General features: G+C 63.4%; 13 protein-coding genes. 8 read left to right on the forward strand and 5 right to left on the reverse strand.

Annotated elements, in window-relative coordinates:
* The first annotated feature begins 15 nt into the window (after positions 1 to 15).
* The 7 genes from HGP31_RS17290 (at position 16) to HGP31_RS17320 (ending at position 7,376) form a co-directional block, all read left to right on the forward strand.
* Positions 16 to 1,098, forward strand: a complete 1,083-nt coding sequence (locus HGP31_RS17290; protein ID WP_033040923.1) for an ABC transporter ATP-binding protein — start codon at positions 16 to 18, stop codon at positions 1,096 to 1,098.
* A 1-nt stretch (position 1,099) separates the two neighbouring features.
* Positions 1,100 to 2,017 carry an ABC transporter permease gene (locus HGP31_RS17295; protein ID WP_020795453.1) on the forward strand — a complete coding sequence of 306 codons (918 nt, stop codon included), beginning with the start codon at positions 1,100 to 1,102 and terminating at the stop codon, positions 2,015 to 2,017.
* Positions 2,014 to 2,802: an ABC transporter permease gene (locus tag HGP31_RS17300; RefSeq protein WP_020795454.1), complete on the forward strand. Its 789-nt coding sequence runs from the start codon at positions 2,014 to 2,016 to the stop codon at positions 2,800 to 2,802. Before HGP31_RS17295 ends, HGP31_RS17300 begins: the two co-directional genes overlap by 4 nt.
* Before the next feature lie 17 nt (positions 2,803 to 2,819).
* A complete protein-coding gene (locus HGP31_RS17305; protein WP_033040925.1) occupies positions 2,820 to 3,872 on the forward strand; it encodes an extracellular solute-binding protein in 1,053 nt (350 codons plus the stop codon).
* Between the two features lie 148 nt (positions 3,873 to 4,020).
* Entirely contained in the window at positions 4,021 to 5,217 is a 1,197-nt protein-coding gene (locus HGP31_RS17310; protein WP_033044731.1) for an amidohydrolase family protein, read from the forward strand.
* The gene (locus HGP31_RS17315) at positions 5,214 to 6,701 is read left to right on the forward strand and encodes an amidohydrolase family protein (protein ID WP_033044732.1); all 1,488 of its coding nucleotides are present in this window, start codon (positions 5,214 to 5,216) and stop codon (positions 6,699 to 6,701) included. Before HGP31_RS17310 ends, HGP31_RS17315 begins: the two co-directional genes overlap by 4 nt.
* Positions 6,702 to 6,713: 12 nt before the next feature.
* Entirely contained in the window at positions 6,714 to 7,376 is a 663-nt protein-coding gene (locus HGP31_RS17320) for a flavin reductase family protein (protein WP_020795458.1), read from the forward strand.
* 137 nt (positions 7,377 to 7,513) lie between these two features.
* Here the strand turns inward: HGP31_RS17320 and HGP31_RS17325 are convergent, their stop codons facing one another.
* From HGP31_RS17325 to HGP31_RS17345, 5 genes are all read right to left on the reverse strand, one after another.
* Positions 7,514 to 10,612 carry an error-prone DNA polymerase gene (locus tag HGP31_RS17325; RefSeq protein ID WP_168758283.1) on the reverse strand — a complete coding sequence of 1,033 codons (3,099 nt, stop codon included), beginning with the start codon at positions 10,610 to 10,612 and terminating at the stop codon, positions 7,514 to 7,516.
* Positions 10,588 to 12,003 (reverse strand): Y-family DNA polymerase, encoded by a 1,416-nt coding sequence (locus tag HGP31_RS17330; protein ID WP_033041994.1) that lies wholly within the window; start codon positions 12,001 to 12,003, stop codon positions 10,588 to 10,590. Before HGP31_RS17330 ends, HGP31_RS17325 begins: the two co-directional genes overlap by 25 nt.
* 7 nt (positions 12,004 to 12,010) lie before the next feature.
* A complete protein-coding gene (imuA, locus tag HGP31_RS17335) occupies positions 12,011 to 12,628 on the reverse strand; it encodes a translesion DNA synthesis-associated protein ImuA (RefSeq protein WP_020795461.1) in 618 nt (205 codons plus the stop codon).
* A complete protein-coding gene (gene lexA, locus HGP31_RS17340) occupies positions 12,628 to 13,245 on the reverse strand; it encodes a transcriptional repressor LexA (protein ID WP_020795462.1) in 618 nt (205 codons plus the stop codon). The genes imuA and lexA overlap by 1 nt, the downstream gene beginning before the upstream one ends.
* Positions 13,246 to 13,394: 149 nt before the next feature.
* Entirely contained in the window at positions 13,395 to 14,306 is a 912-nt protein-coding gene (locus HGP31_RS17345) for a LysR family transcriptional regulator (protein WP_020800858.1), read from the reverse strand.
* A 103-nt stretch (positions 14,307 to 14,409) separates the two neighbouring features.
* On the opposite strand from HGP31_RS17345, the gene HGP31_RS17350 reads away from it, so the two are divergent.
* Positions 14,410 to 16,152, forward strand: coding sequence for an amidohydrolase (locus tag HGP31_RS17350; protein ID WP_168758284.1), 1,743 nt, complete (start codon positions 14,410 to 14,412; stop codon positions 16,150 to 16,152).
* Positions 16,153 to 16,244: the final 92 nt, after the last annotated feature.

Genomic DNA, 16,244 nt, shown 5'->3' on the forward strand with positions numbered 1-16,244 from the left:
GAGGAATGCACCATTATGGGTCATCCAGTTGCAATCGAAGTGCGTAATGTCTCCAAGCGGTATTCCGACGATCCAGGGCTGGCACCCGCTCTGGACAACGTTTCAGTCGACATTGCCGATAACGAGTTCTTCACACTGCTCGGCCCTTCCGGCTGTGGCAAGACCACTTTACTGCGCACCATCGCCGGCTTCGAGCATGTCAGCGAGGGTGAGATTCGCCTCGCCGGTGAACCGGTCAACGAACTGCCGCCGTTCAAGCGCCGGGTCAACACGGTGTTCCAGAGTTACGCGCTGTTTCCGCACATGAGTGTTGCGCAGAATATCGCCTTCGGCCTCGAGATGCAGGGTCTTGATCGCACGCTGATCGCGCAGCGGGTCGATGAAATGCTGGCGCTGGTGCAAATGCAGCACCTGGCCAAGCGCAAACCCGCCGAATTGTCCGGCGGCCAGCAGCAACGGGTGGCTCTGGCACGGGCCCTGGCGCCGAAACCGAAAGTGCTGTTGCTGGACGAGCCGCTGTCGGCGCTGGACCTCAAGCTGCGCAAGGAAATGCAGGTCGAACTCAAGCGGGTGCAGAAGGAAGCCGGGATTACCTTCATTTTCGTCACCCACGATCAGGAAGAAGCCTTGACCCTGTCCGATCGCATTGCGGTGATGTCCGCCGGCAAGATCCTGCAGGTCGGCACGCCCAATGACATTTACGAACGGCCGCAGCATCAGTTCGTCGCGCAGTTCATTGGCGATATCAACTTCCTGCCCGGCCACCTCAAGCGCGGCCAGCACAATGAAAACCTGTTCGTGCCCAACGGCATGCCGGTGGAAATCCCCTGCCTGCCTCAAGGCATCGACGGCAAGGTGCAACTGGCATTCCGCCCGGAACGTTCACAACTGGTGGACCCGGCGCAACCGCACCACCTGCGCGGCGTGATCGAAGCCGTGCTGTACGTCGGCACCGCGACCTTGTACCAGTGCCGCCTGAACAACGACATCAAGGTGATGCTGCGGGAGAACAACGAGGGCCTCAATCGCAACCGTGGCGTCGGTGATCGGGTGGCGGTCAACCTGCCCCCCCACGCCTGCCTGTTGATGGAGGCTTGAGATGAGCGTCAGTAGCACTTCCCCAGCCCTCAACCGCGCGCTGTTGCTCAGCCCGGTGGTCCTGACCCTGCTGGCCCTGATCGCCATTCCGTTGGGCATCATGGGCTACATCAGCCTGCTACCGCGCAACGTCTATGGCGGCGTCGACTGGCAGGCCGACTGGCAATTGCAAAGCTACGTGCAGCTGTTTTTCCAAGAAGGTTTCGATGGCGAGTTGGAGCTCAACTGGGTCTACGCCCAGGCGCTGTTGCGCTCGGTGTTCCAGGCCGGTGGCACCACGGTGTTGTGTTTCCTGTTCGGCTTTCCAGTGGCGCTGTGGATGTCGAGCCTGACCCCGCGTCGGCGCAATCTGATGGTGTTGCTGATCACCATCCCGTTCTGGACCAACCTGCTGATCCGCAACTACGCCTGGTTGATCATCCTGCGCGAACAGGGCTGGGTCGCCCAGAGCCTCAACGCACTGCTCCCCAGTGCCGGCGGCATCACCCTGCTCTACAACGACTTCGCGGTCAGCGTCGGGCTGGTCTACAGCTTCCTGCCGTTCATGATCCTGCCGATTTACTCGACCCTGGAAAAACTCGACTGGCGTTTGGTGGAAGCCGCTTATGACCTGGGCGCCAATCGCTGGCACGCACTGCGGCGGATCATCCTGCCGCTGTCGATGCCAGGGGTGATTGCCGGTTCCCTGTTGGTGTTCGTGCCGAGCCTGGGAGCCTTTATCACCCCGGCGATTCTCGGCGGCGGCAAGACCCTGATGATCGGCAACCTGATCCAGCAACAGTTCGGCACCGCGCGCAACTGGCCCCTGGGCAGTTCGCTGTCGTTCCTGCTACTGGGGATTCTGCTGCTGTCGTTGGTGCTGTACGCCCTGTATAGCCGCAGCGCCGCCAAAACTCTTCGTCGGGGAGCTACCGCATGATCGCCCTGCACCTGAAAAAACTGCCAATGACCCGGGAAGTCAGCCTGCTGATCCTGGCCTACCTGTACCTGCCGATCTTCGTGTTGATCGCCTACAGCTTCAACGCCAACCGCTCGGCGACGGTGTGGACCGAGTTCTCGTTCGCCTGGTACGGGCGGATTTTGGCCAACCCGTCTATCCAGACCGCCGCGCTGAACTCGATCATCGTCGCCGGCATCGCCACGGTCTGTGCCACGGCGATTGCCTTGCTCGCGGCGCTGGCGACCTACCGGCCGTTCTACGGCCAGAAGATGGTCGAAGGGGGGATCAACCTGCCGCTGATCCTGCCGGAGATCGTCACCGCGGTGGCCACCCTGCTGCTGTTCATGGCGCTGGGGATCAAGCTGGGGTTGCTGACGGTGATCGTCGCGCACATCGGCTTCTGCATTCCCTTCGCCTACCTGCCGATTCGCGCGCGGCTCAATGACCTGGACAAGAGCCTGCTGGAAGCGGCGAACGACCTGTACGCCAACCCGTGGCAGGTGTTTCGCCGGGTGACGCTGCCGCTGTTGTGGCCGGCGGTGCTGTCCGGGTCGGTGCTGGCGTTCGTGGTCAGCCTCGACGATTTCATCATGACCTTCTTCGTCGCCGGCCCCGGTTCGACCACCTTGCCGGTGTACATCTTCTCCGCGATCAAGGCCGGCGTGACGCCGGAGATCAACGCGATCTCGACCCTGATGCTGGTGATTTCCATCGTGCTGGTGGTGCTGGCCTTCTGGCTGGGACAGCGCGGCAAACAACAATGAGCCTGGAGTGTTCGTCCATGAAAGTGAAAAGCCTGCGTTTCGCCGTTGCCAGTCTGGCCCTGAGCTGCTTCACCGCATTCAGCGCCCACGCCGCCGAGCCCAAGGAGCTGTTCTTCTACAACTGGACCGATTACTACCCGGTCGAGTTGTTGGCCAAGTTCGAAAAGGAGACCGGGATCAAGGTCACCATGGACGGCTACGACAGCAACGAAACCCTGTTGGCCAAATTGCAGGCCGGTGGTGCGGCGTACGACGTGATCGTGCCGTCGCAATCGATCATGCGCACCTTGATCAACCAGGACTTGCTGCTGCAAATCGACGCCTCGACCCTGCCCAACTTCCAGTACGTCAAGCCGGCGTTCCGCGACCCAAGCTTCGACCCTGGCCGCAAATTCTCGGCACCGTACCTGTGGGGCAGCACCGGGTTCTCCTATGACAGCGCGCGGGTGCCTGGCGGCAAGCTGGACGATTCGTGGAAAGAGTTCTTCGAACCACGCAAGGAACTGCAAGGGCAGCTGGCTGCCCTCGACACCTCCAGCAGCGTGATCAACGCCGCCAGTCATTACCTGAACGTCGACGAATGCACGGAAAACCCGCAGGACGCCAAGCGCATTCTCGAACTGCTGCAAAAACAGAAGCCCTTCCTGAAGATGTACAGCTCGGACAACACCGTCGACCGCATGGCTTCCGGTGAAGTGATCATGATGCAGAACTGGAACGGCTCCACCGCCCGGGCCACCTTGCAGAAGAGCACCATCAAGTACGTGTATCCGAAAGAAGGCCTGGCGATGTTCCAGGACAACTTCGCCGTGCCGAAAAGCGCACCGCACCCCGGCAACGCGAAGATCTTCATCGACTGGATGATGAAACCGGAAAACGCCGCCGCCGTGTCCAACGCCATTGCCTACGCCAACGGCATCCAGAGCGACAAGCTGATCGATGCCAAGTGGCGAGTCATGGACGCCATCAACATGCCCGACGAATTCGCCTCGCGCCTGCGCCCGGAGAAGGAATGCAGCAACAAGGCGCGTGAGCTGCAGGACCGCATTTGGGCGAAGCTCAAGGGCTGATCCGAAACCGAGTCGCGGCTTCGCGAGCAGGCTCGCTCCCACAGGGTTCGGGGGTTACCCCAGATTCTGTGTCCCACATAAAACCACTGTGGGAGCGAGCCTGCTCGCGAAGAGGCCCGCCCAAACAACACAGAATTTGAGGTATGCAATGACCCAACCCCGCTGGCTGCGCAACGTGCGCCCCTACGGCGCCCCCGCCGAAGACCTGCTGATCGAGAACGGCCGGTTCAGCCAACGCCGTCCCGCTTCGAACGAAGCCTTGTCGGCCACCGACATCGACGGCCAAAACCAGCTGCTGACCCCCGCCCTGGTGGAAAGCCACGTGCACCTGGACAAAACCCTCTGGGGCCAGCCCTGGCGCCCGAACAGCGCAGGTCCCACCCTCAAGGACTACATCGCCAACGAGCGGCGCATCCTGCGCGAAGTCACCGTACCGATCGCGCAACGCGCCGGTGCCCTGCTGGAAAACTGCATCGCCCGCGGCTCGCTGACCCTGCGCTGCCACGTCGATATCGATCCGGAATTCGGCCTGCGCCATGTCGAAGCCATGCAGCAACTGCAGGAACAATACCGCGACCTGATCGACCTGCAACTGGTGGTATTCCCGCAAACCGGCCTGATCAGCCGCCCCGGCACCGCCGAACTGATGCGCGAAGCCATGGCCCTGGGCGTCGAGAACGTCGGCGGCCTTGACCCGTGTGGCATCGACAACGACCCGATCGCGCAACTCGACTTTGTGTTCAAACTGGCCAGCGAGTTCGACCGTGGCGTCGACATTCACCTGCACGACAAGGGTGAGCTGGGCCTGTGGCAGATCGCCCTGATCGCCGATTACACCCAGCGCTTCGGTCTTCAAGACCGGGTGATGATCAGTCATGCCTATTGCCTGGGGATGTTGCCGTGGAGCCAGGTCAAACCGGTGGCTGAACGCCTGGCAATATTGGGCATTTCGCTGATGAGTTCGGCGCCGGCCGATTGCGCGGTGCCGCCGTTCCTGGCGTTGCGCGAGGTTGGCGTGAATGTGTGCCTGGGTTCGGACGGCATCCGCGACGCCTGGTCGCCCATGGGCAACGGCGACATGCTGGAGCGGGCGATGTTGCTGGCGTTTCGTTTCGATCTGAACAAGGACGAAGAACTGGCGGCGGCATTTGAGGCGGCGACGGTCAATGGTGCCCGGGCGCTGGGTCATGACGGTGTTGGCCTGGAGATTGGCCAACCGGCGAACTTCCTGTTGATGCCCGTGCAGACGTTGGGCGAAGCCGTGGTTTCACGGCCACCGCGCGAGGTCTATCGCGGCGGGCAGTTGATCGCTTCCGGCGGTCGTTTACTGGAAAGTCGTTTGTGAAGCGCATCGGACTTCGGGCCAGTTGCGTGGTCGGCTTCGACGGCACGCAACATGTGCTGTGGCGCAACGGCGAAGTGGTGTTTGAAGGCTCGCGCATTGTGTTTGTCGGGCGTGATTTTCCCGGGCCGGTGGATCAGTGGATTGATTACGGCAACGCGCTGATCGGTCCAGGCTTCATCGATCTGGATGCCCTGGGCGATCTCGACTCCACGGTGCTGACCCTGGACAACGGCGACGAGCGCGACATGGGCCGGATGTGGTCGGCGCAGTATCTGGCGCGCGGTCCACGGGAGAGCTACAGCCCCGAAGAAGAAGTCTTCAAGTACCGCTACGCCTTCACCCAATTGATCCGCAACGGCATCACCACAGCCATGCCGATCACCTCGATGTACTACCGCGAGTGGGCCGAGACCTACGACGAGTTTGCCGCGGTGGCCGGCGTGGCGGCCGAGTTGGGACTGCGCACCTACCTCGGCCCCTGCTACATGAGCGGCATGAGTTACTGGCAGGCCGACGGCACGCTGGCCCATCACTGGGACGAAGCCCGGGGCCTGGCCGGGCTCGATGCGACCGAGCGGTTTTTCCAGGACTTCGACGGTGCTCATCAAGGGTTGATCCGCGGCGCTCTGCTGCCGGATCGCATCCAGACGTGCACGCCAGCGTTGCTGCAACGCACTGCTGCACTGAGCCGGGAACTCAACGCGCCGATGCGCTTGCATTGCTGCCAGGGGCTCGGCGAAGTGGCGATGGTGGAACAACTTCGCGGTTGTTCGCCGCTGGGCTGGCTGCAGGATCTGGGCCTGCTGACCCCGCGCAGCCTGTTGCCCCACGGCATCTACACCCACGGCGATGACGACCTGCAACGCGTGGTCGATGGTGGCGCCAGCCTGGTGCATTGCCCGGTGGTGTTTGCCCGCGATGGCGAGGCGCTGAATTCGTTTGGTCGCTATCGCGCCAAGGGAGTCAATTTCGCCCTGGGCACCGACACCTGGCCGGCGGACTTGCTGGACAACATGCGCCAGGGCTTGAACATCGCGCGCTTGATGGAGGGCGGCAATACGCTCACCAGCGCGCTGGACCTGTACAACGCCGCCACTCTCGGCGGCGCCAAGGCCTTGGGCCGCGAAGATATTGGTCGCCTGGCACCGGGGGCCAAGGCCGACATCAGCGTGTTCAGCCTGCGCGGACTGCACTTGGGGCCGCTGTTCGACCCGCTGAAGAACCTGCTCCTGGCCGGGCGCGGTGACGATTGCATCGCTAGCTACATCGATGGCCGCTGCGTGATGCAGGACGGTCAGGTACGGGGTGTCGACTACCCCGCCCTGCAACGCCAGGCCCAACAGCAATTCGAAAAACTGATGCGCAGCCACAGCGACCGGGCCTTCGGCCAACCGGACTGGAGGACTCTGTTCCAGCCGGCCATCCCGTTCGCCGACGACTACAGCGCACAGGTGCCGCTGTGCGCCATCGATCCACTCCTTTAGAGAATTCTGCCCATGCAAAGCTTCGACTTCAGCCAACTGAGCCCACGGGACAAGTACAAGATTCTGATCGGCAGCGTGGTGCCACGACCGATTGCACTGGTCACCACCGTCGACGCTGAAGGCCGCGTCAACGCCGCACCGTTCAGCTTTTTCAACGCGCTGTCGGCCGATCCGCCGATCCTTGCGCTGGGCGTGGAGAACTACGGCGACCAGAGTCCCAAGGACACCACGCGCAACATCCAGCTCAACCAGGAGTTCACCGTGAACATCGTCAGCGATGCCCTGGTGGAAGCCATGAACGTCTGCGCCGTACCTTTCGCCCCCGGTTTCGACGAACTGACCGCCGCCGGCCTCACCGCCATCCCTGGCACCTCGGTCAAATGCCCGCGCATCGGCGAGGCACCGGTGGCGCTGGAATGCCGGCGGATGATGGCGCTGAACATCGGTCAGTCGCGGGAGATCATTTTTGGTGAAGTGCTGATGGCCCATGTGCGTGATGAGCTGATCGACCCGAAGACGTTGTACATCGATCAACTCGGGCTTGATGCGATCGGGCGGATGGGTGGGCATGGGTATGCGCGTACCCGGGATTATTTCGACCTGCCGACCCGCTCGTTGCAGGCGTGGACGGATGCGCCGGGGGGTGGCGAGCGGTTTTGGCCAATCGCCAAGTAACCGTCTTCCCACTGATCGTTCCCACGCTCCGCGTGGGAATGCATCCCGTGACGCTCCGCGTCACCTACAGAAGCGGAACGCGGAGCGTCCCCGGCGGCGTTCCCACGCGGAGCGTGGGAACGATCTGTGTGCGGGGGTCAGCGGAAATCCCGGCTGCGCACGCTGATGCCGTCGAGCAGTGGACTCAAGTCGCTCAAGCGCCCGGCAATCAAATGCCGCACCTCTCCCTCCTTCTCCCAGCGCCCATCGACCTTGAGCAACTGCGAGCCCACCAGCACCTGGCGCTGGCGCTCGGCCAGGTCGCGCCAGACCACCACGTTGACGTTGCCGAACTCGTCTTCCAGGGTGACGAAGGTCACGCCACTGGCGGTGCTCGGGCGTTGTCGGCCGGTTACCAGCCCGGCGACGCTGACCGGTCGCCCGTGCTCCACCTCCAGCAACTCCTTCGAACTGCGGCAGCGACGGGCTTTCAACTCACCACGCAACAAGGCCAGCGGATGCGGCCCGAGAGTGGTGCCGAGGCTGTTGTAATCGGCCAACAGGTCTTCGCCGACCGTGGGTTTGGGCAGCGCCACCGCGCCTTCCTCCTGACGGGGCAGGCCGGCAAACAGGCCGAGCTGCTTTTGCACCCCCGCCACTTCCCAGCGCGCCCTATGCCGGTCACCGGCCAGCCCGCGCAAGGCACCGGCATCGGCCAGTTGTTCCTGGGCGCGGGCATCCAGGCATGCCCGTTCGCCAAGGTCCGCGATGTCGACGAAGGCGCCTTTCGAACGCGCCGCCTCGATGCGCCGGGCATCGTCCTGCCGAAAGCCCTTGATCATGCGCAAGCCCATGCGAATCGCCGGTTGCGCACCGGCAATCGGTTCGAGGCTGCAATCCCAGTCGCTGGCCCGCACGTCTACCGGACGAATCTGCAAATGGTGACGGCGCGCGTCCTGCAGGATCTGGTCCGGGCTGTAGAAACCCATGGGCCAGCTGTTGATCAGGGCACAGGCGAAGGCCGCCGGTTCGTGGCATTTCAACCAGCAACTGGCGTAGGTCAACAAGGCAAAACTGGCGGCATGGGATTCGGGAAAACCGTAGCTGCCAAAGCCTTTGATCTGTTCGAAGATCTGCGCGGCGAAATCGGCGGTGTAGCCTTTTTTCTTCATCCCGGCGGCCAGGCGATCCCTATGCGGTTCCAGTCCGCCATGGCGTTTCCAGGCCGCCATGGAGCGGCGCAACTGATCGGCTTCGCCGGGGCTGTAGTCGGCGGCGACGATGGCGATCTGCATGACCTGCTCCTGGAACAGCGGCACGCCGAGGGTGCGCTTCAACACCTCGCGCAACTCTTCGGAGGGATAGCTTTCGAGCTCTTCCTTGTTCCGCCGCCGCAGGTACGGGTGCACCATGCCGCCCTGGATAGGACCGGGGCGAACGATGGCCACCTCGATCACCAGGTCATAGAACTCGCGGGGCTTGAGCCTGGGCAGCATCGACATCTGTGCCCGGGACTCGATCTGGAACACGCCGATGGTGTCGGCACGGCCAATCATGTCGTAGGTCAATGGGTCTTCGGAGGGGATCGTTGCCAGGCTCAAGTCCAGGTTGCGATGACGACGCAGCAAATCGAGACAACGACGAATCGCGCTGAGCATGCCTAATGCAAGGATATCCACCTTGAGCAGGCCGACCGCGTCCAGATCGTCCTTGTCCCACTGGATGATGGTGCGCTCCGCCATGGCAGCGTTTTCCACCGGCACCAGGGTGTCCAGGGGATGCTCGGAAATCACGAAACCACCGGGGTGCTGTGACAGGTGCCGGGGGAAACCGATCAGTTGCCCGGTCAAGCTCAATACCCGGCGCAACACCGGGCTCTCGGGATCGAAACCGCCTTCGCGCAGGCGCTCCACGGGCGGTGTTTCATCACTCCAGTGACCACAGCAATCGGCCAGGGCATTGATCTGGTCCGGCGGCAACCCCAACGCCTTGGCCACATCACGCACAGCGCCGGCCGCGTGGTAGGTGCTGACCACGGCAGTCAGTGCCGCGCGGGTCCGCCCATAGCGCTGGAACACGTACTGCAAGACTTCTTCACGGCGCTCGTGCTCGAAGTCCACATCAATGTCCGGCGGTTCGTCGCGCTCTTTGGAAAGAAAGCGCTCGAACAGCATGTTCATCCGGTCGGGGTCGATCTCGGTAATGCCCAAGGCGAAACACACCGCCGAGTTGGCCGCCGAGCCTCGGCCCTGACAGAGGATTTTCTCGCGCCGGGCGAAGGCGACGATGTCCTGGACAGTGAGGAAATAACTCTCGTAGCCCAGCTCGGCAATCAGCCCCAGCTCCTTGTCGATCAGCCCGCGGACCTTCTCGCTCGCACCCTGGGGCCAGCGCTGGCGCATGCCCCGCTCAGTCAATTCCCGTAGCCAGGACGCTGCACTGTGCCCATCGGGCACCAGTTCGCGCGGATACTGATAACGCAACTGACCCAGATCAAAGGTGCAGCGCCGGGCAATGTCCAGGGTTTCGTCGAGCAAGGCTGGCGGATAGAGCTCGCGCAACACATCGAGGCCGCGCAGGTGCCGTTCGCCATTGGGGTGCAGGCGCAGTCCGGCATCGGCTACCGGCAGGTGATGACGGATCGCGGTCATGGTGTCCTGCAGGGCCCGGCGCCCGCGCGCATGCATGTGCACATCGCCGCTGGCCACCGCGGGTATCCGCAGTTCCCCGGCCAGCGCCAGGAGATCATTCAGTCGTCGGGTATCGTCCTGGCCGCGATGCAGCTGGACCGCCAGCCACAGGCGTTCGGCGAAGACCTGCTTCAACCAATGGCCCTGCTCAAGGTCATTGACCGCGTCCGGTACCCACAGCGCCAACAGTCCTGGCAATGCTTCGTCGAAGTCTTCGCGCAGCACTTGATACTGACCTTTTTGCGTACGACGTCGAGCTCGTGTGATCAGTCGGCACAGGGTCTGGTAACCCTCGAGGTTTTCCACCAGCAACACCAGCTTCGGGCCGTTCTCAACGCGCACTTCACTGCCGATGATCAGTGGCAGCTCCACGGACTTCGCCGCTTGCCAGGCGCGGACGATACCCGCCAGGGTACACTCGTCGGTGATCGCCAGGGCCTGGTAGCCCTGTTTTTTCGCCCGCTGGAACAATTCCAGGGCACTGGAAGCACCGCGCTGGAAACTGAAGTTCGACAGACAGTGCAGCTCGGCATATCCGGCGTTCACGCGAACCAGCCCTGCAGCCACAACTGACCACCCTCGCCCACCGCACGGTAGGCCCAACCCTGCTGGCCGGCACGGGTTTCGATCAAGTAGTAATCACGGCGCACGTCATCGCCGTCCCACCAACCGGACTCGATGCGTTCCGGCCCCATGAGGATGCGCGTCGAGCCTTCGTGCACCGCCAGCGGTTCGGTCAGCAGCCAGCCCGGTCGCTGCACGGTCGGCAATCGCGCACCGGGCTGGCTGTCGGCACTGGCCTGCCACGCGCACTCAGGCCGGTGATCGGCCTGGAAGCGCAGGCCCTGCACGGCATCATCCCCCAGCCGTGCGCGCAGGCGTTCGCGCAGTTGCTCCCAGGGCAAGGTCTGCTGCGGGCGATCGTCGAACAGCTCCTGAAACTGCGGAACGAAGCTCGGCAAATCTTCGGCGCGCAGGCGAAAACCGCGCACAGGGGCTTCGACCTGGACTTGCTCCAGACGTCCCCGAGCCAGTTCGAACAGCATCGCCGGATCACGTTCGGCACTGAGCAGGCCGACCTTGATCAGCGTGTCCGGCAATCCGGCGTGCTCCAGGTGCAGGTCGAAACGCTGCACACCGCTGTCCCGACCGCACAGGAACGTCGACAGATCCCCCGTCAGGCGACGCAACGGAAACAGCAAGGCCTGATGGGACTGCACATCGAAATTGAGCTCGATGCGCACATCGAAACGGTCCGGCGGCAGGTAGAACGCCAGCGCCAGGCGTCGTATGCCCAGCAATTCATCCAGGTGCTTGAGCACCTGGGCCTCGAAACGCCGGGCCAGGCTGTGCCGGGGCAACGCCTGCATCTGGCTCAAGGTGCGCAGGCCCATGCGCGACAACGCCGTGGCCACGCTGGCCGCCAGACCGATGCGGTCGATGGGCATGTGCCCCAGGTGATGCTGCAAGGCTTGCTCGTCGGCCACCACCAGGCCGTCGTAGGCGTTGGCCAGCATCCGCGCCGCCACCGGATTGGGCGCCGCGACGATGCGGTGACGAAACCCCAGTTCGCCGAGTTCGCTGCGCAGGCGCGCCTCGAATTGCGGCCAGGGGCCGAACAGTCCCAGGCTGGACTCGATTTCGAACACCAGCGCCCGCGGATAATGCACGCTGACCTGGGAGCTGAAGCGATAAGCCCAGGCGGCCAGGAATTGCTGCCAGTGTTCGATATCCGCGACGTCGTACTCGGCGGTGGCAAAGCCCTTGCTCAAGGCCTGGGCGGCGCTCATGGACTGGCCAGGGCGCAGACCCAGCGCCCGCGCCGGGCCATTGACCGCCTGCAGCACCCGCCGCTGGGCCGGGCCGGTCAGCAGTGCCAGCGGCTCCTGGGGGTCGGCGCGCTGACGCAGTACCGCGTCCAGCGCCAATTGCGGAAACAGAATACAGACCCAGCGCATGGCAACCTCAATGCCCCACGGCGAAGGCAATCGGCGCCGAGCGGGCCAATCCGCCGCGGCACTTGAGCACCCGTAATTGCGCGGGCTTGGCATCGATGGCGATACGCAGGGCCGCTGGCGAAGGGTTGATCGCTTCGCTGAGCGAGCGATAGGCGAACGCCAGGGTCGAGCCGGTTTCCGCCGCCACCTGCAAGCGGCGCAAGGCGCGGTCATCGGCCTTGTGCGGCCAGCACAGCACCGCACCACAACTGCCCGAACGCAGGCATTGTTCCGCCGCCCACAACGCATCGCGCTCGCTGGCCTGGATGATCGACAACTGGCGCAGATCGACCCCGGCGTTCTGCCAGGCCTGGGGGTATGGCACGCAGGGCGGCGCCACCAGCACAATGCGCTCGCCCGCCGCCGATAGCCGCGCCAGCGCCGGCCACACCAGTTGCAACTCGCCCACGCCCTGCCCGGCCAGGAGGATTTCCGTCAGCGCCGCCTCCGGCCAACCGCCCGTGGGCAGTGCCGCATCCAGTGCGGCATGGCCGGTGGGTTGCGGGCTGGCGGCCGGCGGCGCAGGCCGGCCCCTCCAGACCTGGCCGCCATTGAACAGCGTATCCAGCGCAACGACGGCACCCATCAGCCTTGCCTCACCAGGCCGCAGAACACCCCTTCGATGGCCAGGTCCCGGTCGGCCTCGACGATGATCGGTTGATAGGCCGGGTTGCGCGGCAACAGGCGAACCTGGTCGCCAACCCGCTCGAAGCGCTTGATGGTGACTTCACCGTCGAGCCGCGCCACGACGATCTGGCCATTGATGGCCTCGGGGCTGCGGTGCACGCCCACCAGGTCGCCGTCGAGAATGCCGTCCTCGATCATCGAGTCGCCGCGCACCCGCAGCATGTAGTCCGGCACCCGCGAGAAAATCGATGGGTCGAGCAACAAGCGGCTATGGACCTCGGCATCGGCACCGATCGGCGCACCGGCCGCCACCCGGCCGAGCACCGGGATGTCCAGCAGCTCGGGACGCGGCGGCTGGCCGAGCAAGCGAATGCCCCGGGCCTGATGTGGATTGACCTCGATAAAACCGGCTTCGGTCAGCGCCAGCACATGCTTGCGCGCGACGCTGCGGGAGGCGAAGCCGAACGCCTCGCTGATTTCAGCGAGGCTCGGGGACTGACCATGCTCCGCGATTCGATCACGGATAAAAGTCAGGATGGCGGTACGGCGGGGAGTTAATGTCGTCATGGAGTACATTTGTACTCTTTCCGCAATTTCCTGGCAAGCCCCTACCCCCTGTAGGAGCGAGCATGCTCGCGAAAAACCCGAGGCCGTTGCGGGGTATCAGGCCCCCCGCGTTATCGTTGACGACCATCGTCGGAACGCCGCCCGGAGCATGCTCGCTCCTACAGAGGCTCCGCCAGAAACGCCGTGATGTAATCGATGAACGCCAGCACCTTGGCCGTGGCCCGCCGATGGCTGGGGTACACCGCCAGGATGTGCGGACCGAAGCTGTCCGGGTCGATGTCGTAGTCGGCCATCACCCGCACCAGGCGCCCTTCGGCAATGTACGGCGCCGCGCTCCACAACGGCGTATGCAGCAACCCGCGCCCGGCCAGGGCATTGGCCAGCAGTAAGTCGTAGTTGTCGCTGCGCAAGCGGGGTGCCTGGGGTTGCGGCAAGCTCAAACGTTGGCCGTCGCGCTCGGCCCACCAGAATTCGCGGCTGAGCAAAGGATGGCGGTACAGCAACCATTCGTGCTCATCGAGGGTCTGCGGGGTGACCGCCAGCCCCTTGCGCGCCAGATACTCCGGGCTGGCGCACAGCGCCAGGCGATTGCTGCCAACGACGCGGGCAATCAACCCCGGCAAGTCGTCATGCCCTTCACGCAAGGCCAGGTCGTAGCCGCTTTCCAGCAGATTGACGAACTCGTCACACAGGTCCACTTGCAGGTTGATCTGCGGGTATTGCTCGAGAAAACCGCCACACACCTGATCGAGAAAGGCCTGCCCATAGGCCAGCGGCGCGGTGATTTTCAGACTGCCGCGCAAACCGTGCTGCAACTGCTCGATTTCCTCGCCGGCCTCGTCCAGTCGCTGCAATACCTGGCGCGCGGTTTCCAGGTACAGCCGCCCGGATTCCGTGAGCAAGATCCGCCGGGTACTGCGCTCGAACAATCGCGCGCCGAGTTCCGCTTCCAGGTGATTGACCGCTTTGGTCAGGGCCGACGGGGTCTTGCCCAACTGCTCGGCGGCGCGACTGAAGCTGCCCAGTTGTGCGGTGACCACGAACATTTTCAGTGCACCCAGCTTGTCCATTCTTTTTCCATTCAGGCAAAAACGTTTTTCGTGAGCGAGGCGTTCTGCCGAGCGCGGTAAGCCACTAGTCTGGCCATCAGACGCAATAACAAGGAAACATTCAATGAAAAAATTCATCCCGAATCTGTTGCTGGTGGCAGTCAGTTTTGCCTCGTTGGAAGCCATGGCCGCGACTGACCTGGTGCTGTTCAACGGCAAGATCTTCACTGCCGACCGCAACCAGCCCAAGGTCCAGGCGCTGGCGGTACAGGACGGTAAAGTGTTGCAAGCAGGCAGCGATGCGCAGATCAAGGCCCTGATCGATTCGGGAACCAAGGTCGTCGACCTGGGTGGCAAGACCCTGATGCCAGGCCTGATCGACACCCACTCCCACGCGATCTTCGGCGGATTGGAGATGGTTTCGGCCAACATGGAAGATGAAGTGGTCGATCTGGACGAACTGGAAAAACGCCTGCGGGCCTGGCGTGAAGACGGCAAGGCCAAACACGGCGACATCCTGAGCGTGGCCGGTATGAGTTCGGCCTACTGGGCGCAATCTGATGCCTTGGGCAAGAAATTCAACAGCGGCGAATGGGCCGACGTGCCCGTGGTGTTCACCGGCAGTGACCATCACACGGCCTGGGCCAACAACGTGATGCTCAAGCGCGCAGGCATTGATGCGGCGCTGCTGAAAACACTGCCAGGCGCCGAGAAAGACACCATCGGCAAACTCGCCGACGGCCGCCCCAACGGCTTCCTGGTGGACGCCGGCTGGGACCGCGTGGCCGCGAAAATGCCCTCGCCGAGCGCCACTGACATGCTCAAGGCGGCGCAAACCGCCGTGAGCTACAACAACAGCCTGGGCATCACCGCCTGGATGGACCCGGCCGCCAACGCCGCGCCCGGCGAGCCGGTGTTTGCACTCAAACCCACGGAGAAAACCGTCGGTGTCCTGCCGGTGTACAAGGCCCTGTCCGAAAGCGGCGGCATGACCGCTCACGTCGCGGCGCTGCTGGTGGCCAACGGCAAAAGCGTGCCGTCCGATCTCGACACCCTGGACAAGGTCCGCCAACAATTCCAGGGCATCCCCAACCTGACGCTGCCCGGTATCAAGATCTTCGCTGACGGCGTGATCGAGTACCCGGCCCAGAGCGCCGCGATGATCGATCCGTACACCAACTCGCACAAACCGGGCGAACTGTTGATCGACCCGAAGCATTTCGGCGAGCTGGTCAGCGCCATCGATCAGCGCGGCTGGCGGGTACACATCCATGCCATCGGCGACCGCGCGGTCCGCGAATCGCTGAACGGCATCGCCCAGGCGCGCAAAGACCGACAGAGCGGTGTGACCCACTCCATCACGCACCTGCAGATCGTCAATCCGAAAGAATTCGCCCGCTTCAAACCGCTCGACGTCATCGCCTCGATGCAACTGCTCTGGGCCAGCGCCGACGATTACACCACGGACATGATCAAGCCTTACGTCAGCGCCCTGGCGTTCCGTTACCAATACCCGGCGCATTCTTTGCTCAAACAGGGCGCGACCATCGCCGGGGCCAGTGACTGGCCAGTGTCTTCGCCCAACCCGTGGAACGCCATGGCCCAGGCCATGACGCGGGTGGGTCCGCTGGGGGTGCTCAACGCCGATGAACGCATCGACCGCGAAACCATGTTCTATGCCTACACGCTCAATGCCGCACGCACCCTTGGCCTGGATAAACAGATCGGCTCGCTGAGCGCCGGTAAACAGGCCGACTTCATCGTGGTCGATCGTGATGTGTTCAGCATCGACGAAAAAGCCCTGCATGAAACCCAAGTGCTACAGACCTGGTTCGCCGGTCGGCAGGTCTACGCGCAACCCCTCTAATAAAAACCACAACCACACCCCTGCCCGACCTCGTGTTTTTCAACACGGGGCACGGCGCAGCCTTGTCCGATTTCTGCCCATAACAATCACAA

Origin of the sequence: Pseudomonas umsongensis (assembly GCF_012647205.1) — a bacterium.
GTDB lineage: Bacteria > Pseudomonadota > Gammaproteobacteria > Pseudomonadales > Pseudomonadaceae > Aquipseudomonas > Aquipseudomonas umsongensis.

Bases quoted from the DNA above. Each gene is read 5' to 3' on its own strand.
- HGP31_RS17290 (WP_033040923.1), top strand. From the start codon at position 16: ATGGGTCATCCAGTTGCAATCGAAGTGCGTAATGTCTCCAAGCGGTAT.
- HGP31_RS17295 (WP_020795453.1), top strand. From the start codon at position 1,100: ATGAGCGTCAGTAGCACTTCCCCAGCCCTCAACCGCGCGCTGTTGCTC.
- HGP31_RS17300 (WP_020795454.1), top strand. From the start codon at position 2,014: ATGATCGCCCTGCACCTGAAAAAACTGCCAATGACCCGGGAAGTCAGC.
- HGP31_RS17305 (WP_033040925.1), top strand. From the start codon at position 2,820: ATGAAAGTGAAAAGCCTGCGTTTCGCCGTTGCCAGTCTGGCCCTGAGC.
- HGP31_RS17310 (WP_033044731.1), top strand. From the start codon at position 4,021: ATGACCCAACCCCGCTGGCTGCGCAACGTGCGCCCCTACGGCGCCCCC.
- HGP31_RS17320 (WP_020795458.1), top strand. From the start codon at position 6,714: ATGCAAAGCTTCGACTTCAGCCAACTGAGCCCACGGGACAAGTACAAG.
- HGP31_RS17330 (WP_033041994.1), bottom strand. From the start codon at position 12,003: ATGCGCTGGGTCTGTATTCTGTTTCCGCAATTGGCGCTGGACGCGGTA.
- imuA (WP_020795461.1), bottom strand. From the start codon at position 12,628: ATGGGTGCCGTCGTTGCGCTGGATACGCTGTTCAATGGCGGCCAGGTC.
- lexA (WP_020795462.1), bottom strand. From the start codon at position 13,245: ATGTACTCCATGACGACATTAACTCCCCGCCGTACCGCCATCCTGACT.
- HGP31_RS17345 (WP_020800858.1), bottom strand. From the start codon at position 14,306: ATGGACAAGCTGGGTGCACTGAAAATGTTCGTGGTCACCGCACAACTG.
- HGP31_RS17350 (WP_168758284.1), top strand. From the start codon at position 14,410: ATGAAAAAATTCATCCCGAATCTGTTGCTGGTGGCAGTCAGTTTTGCC.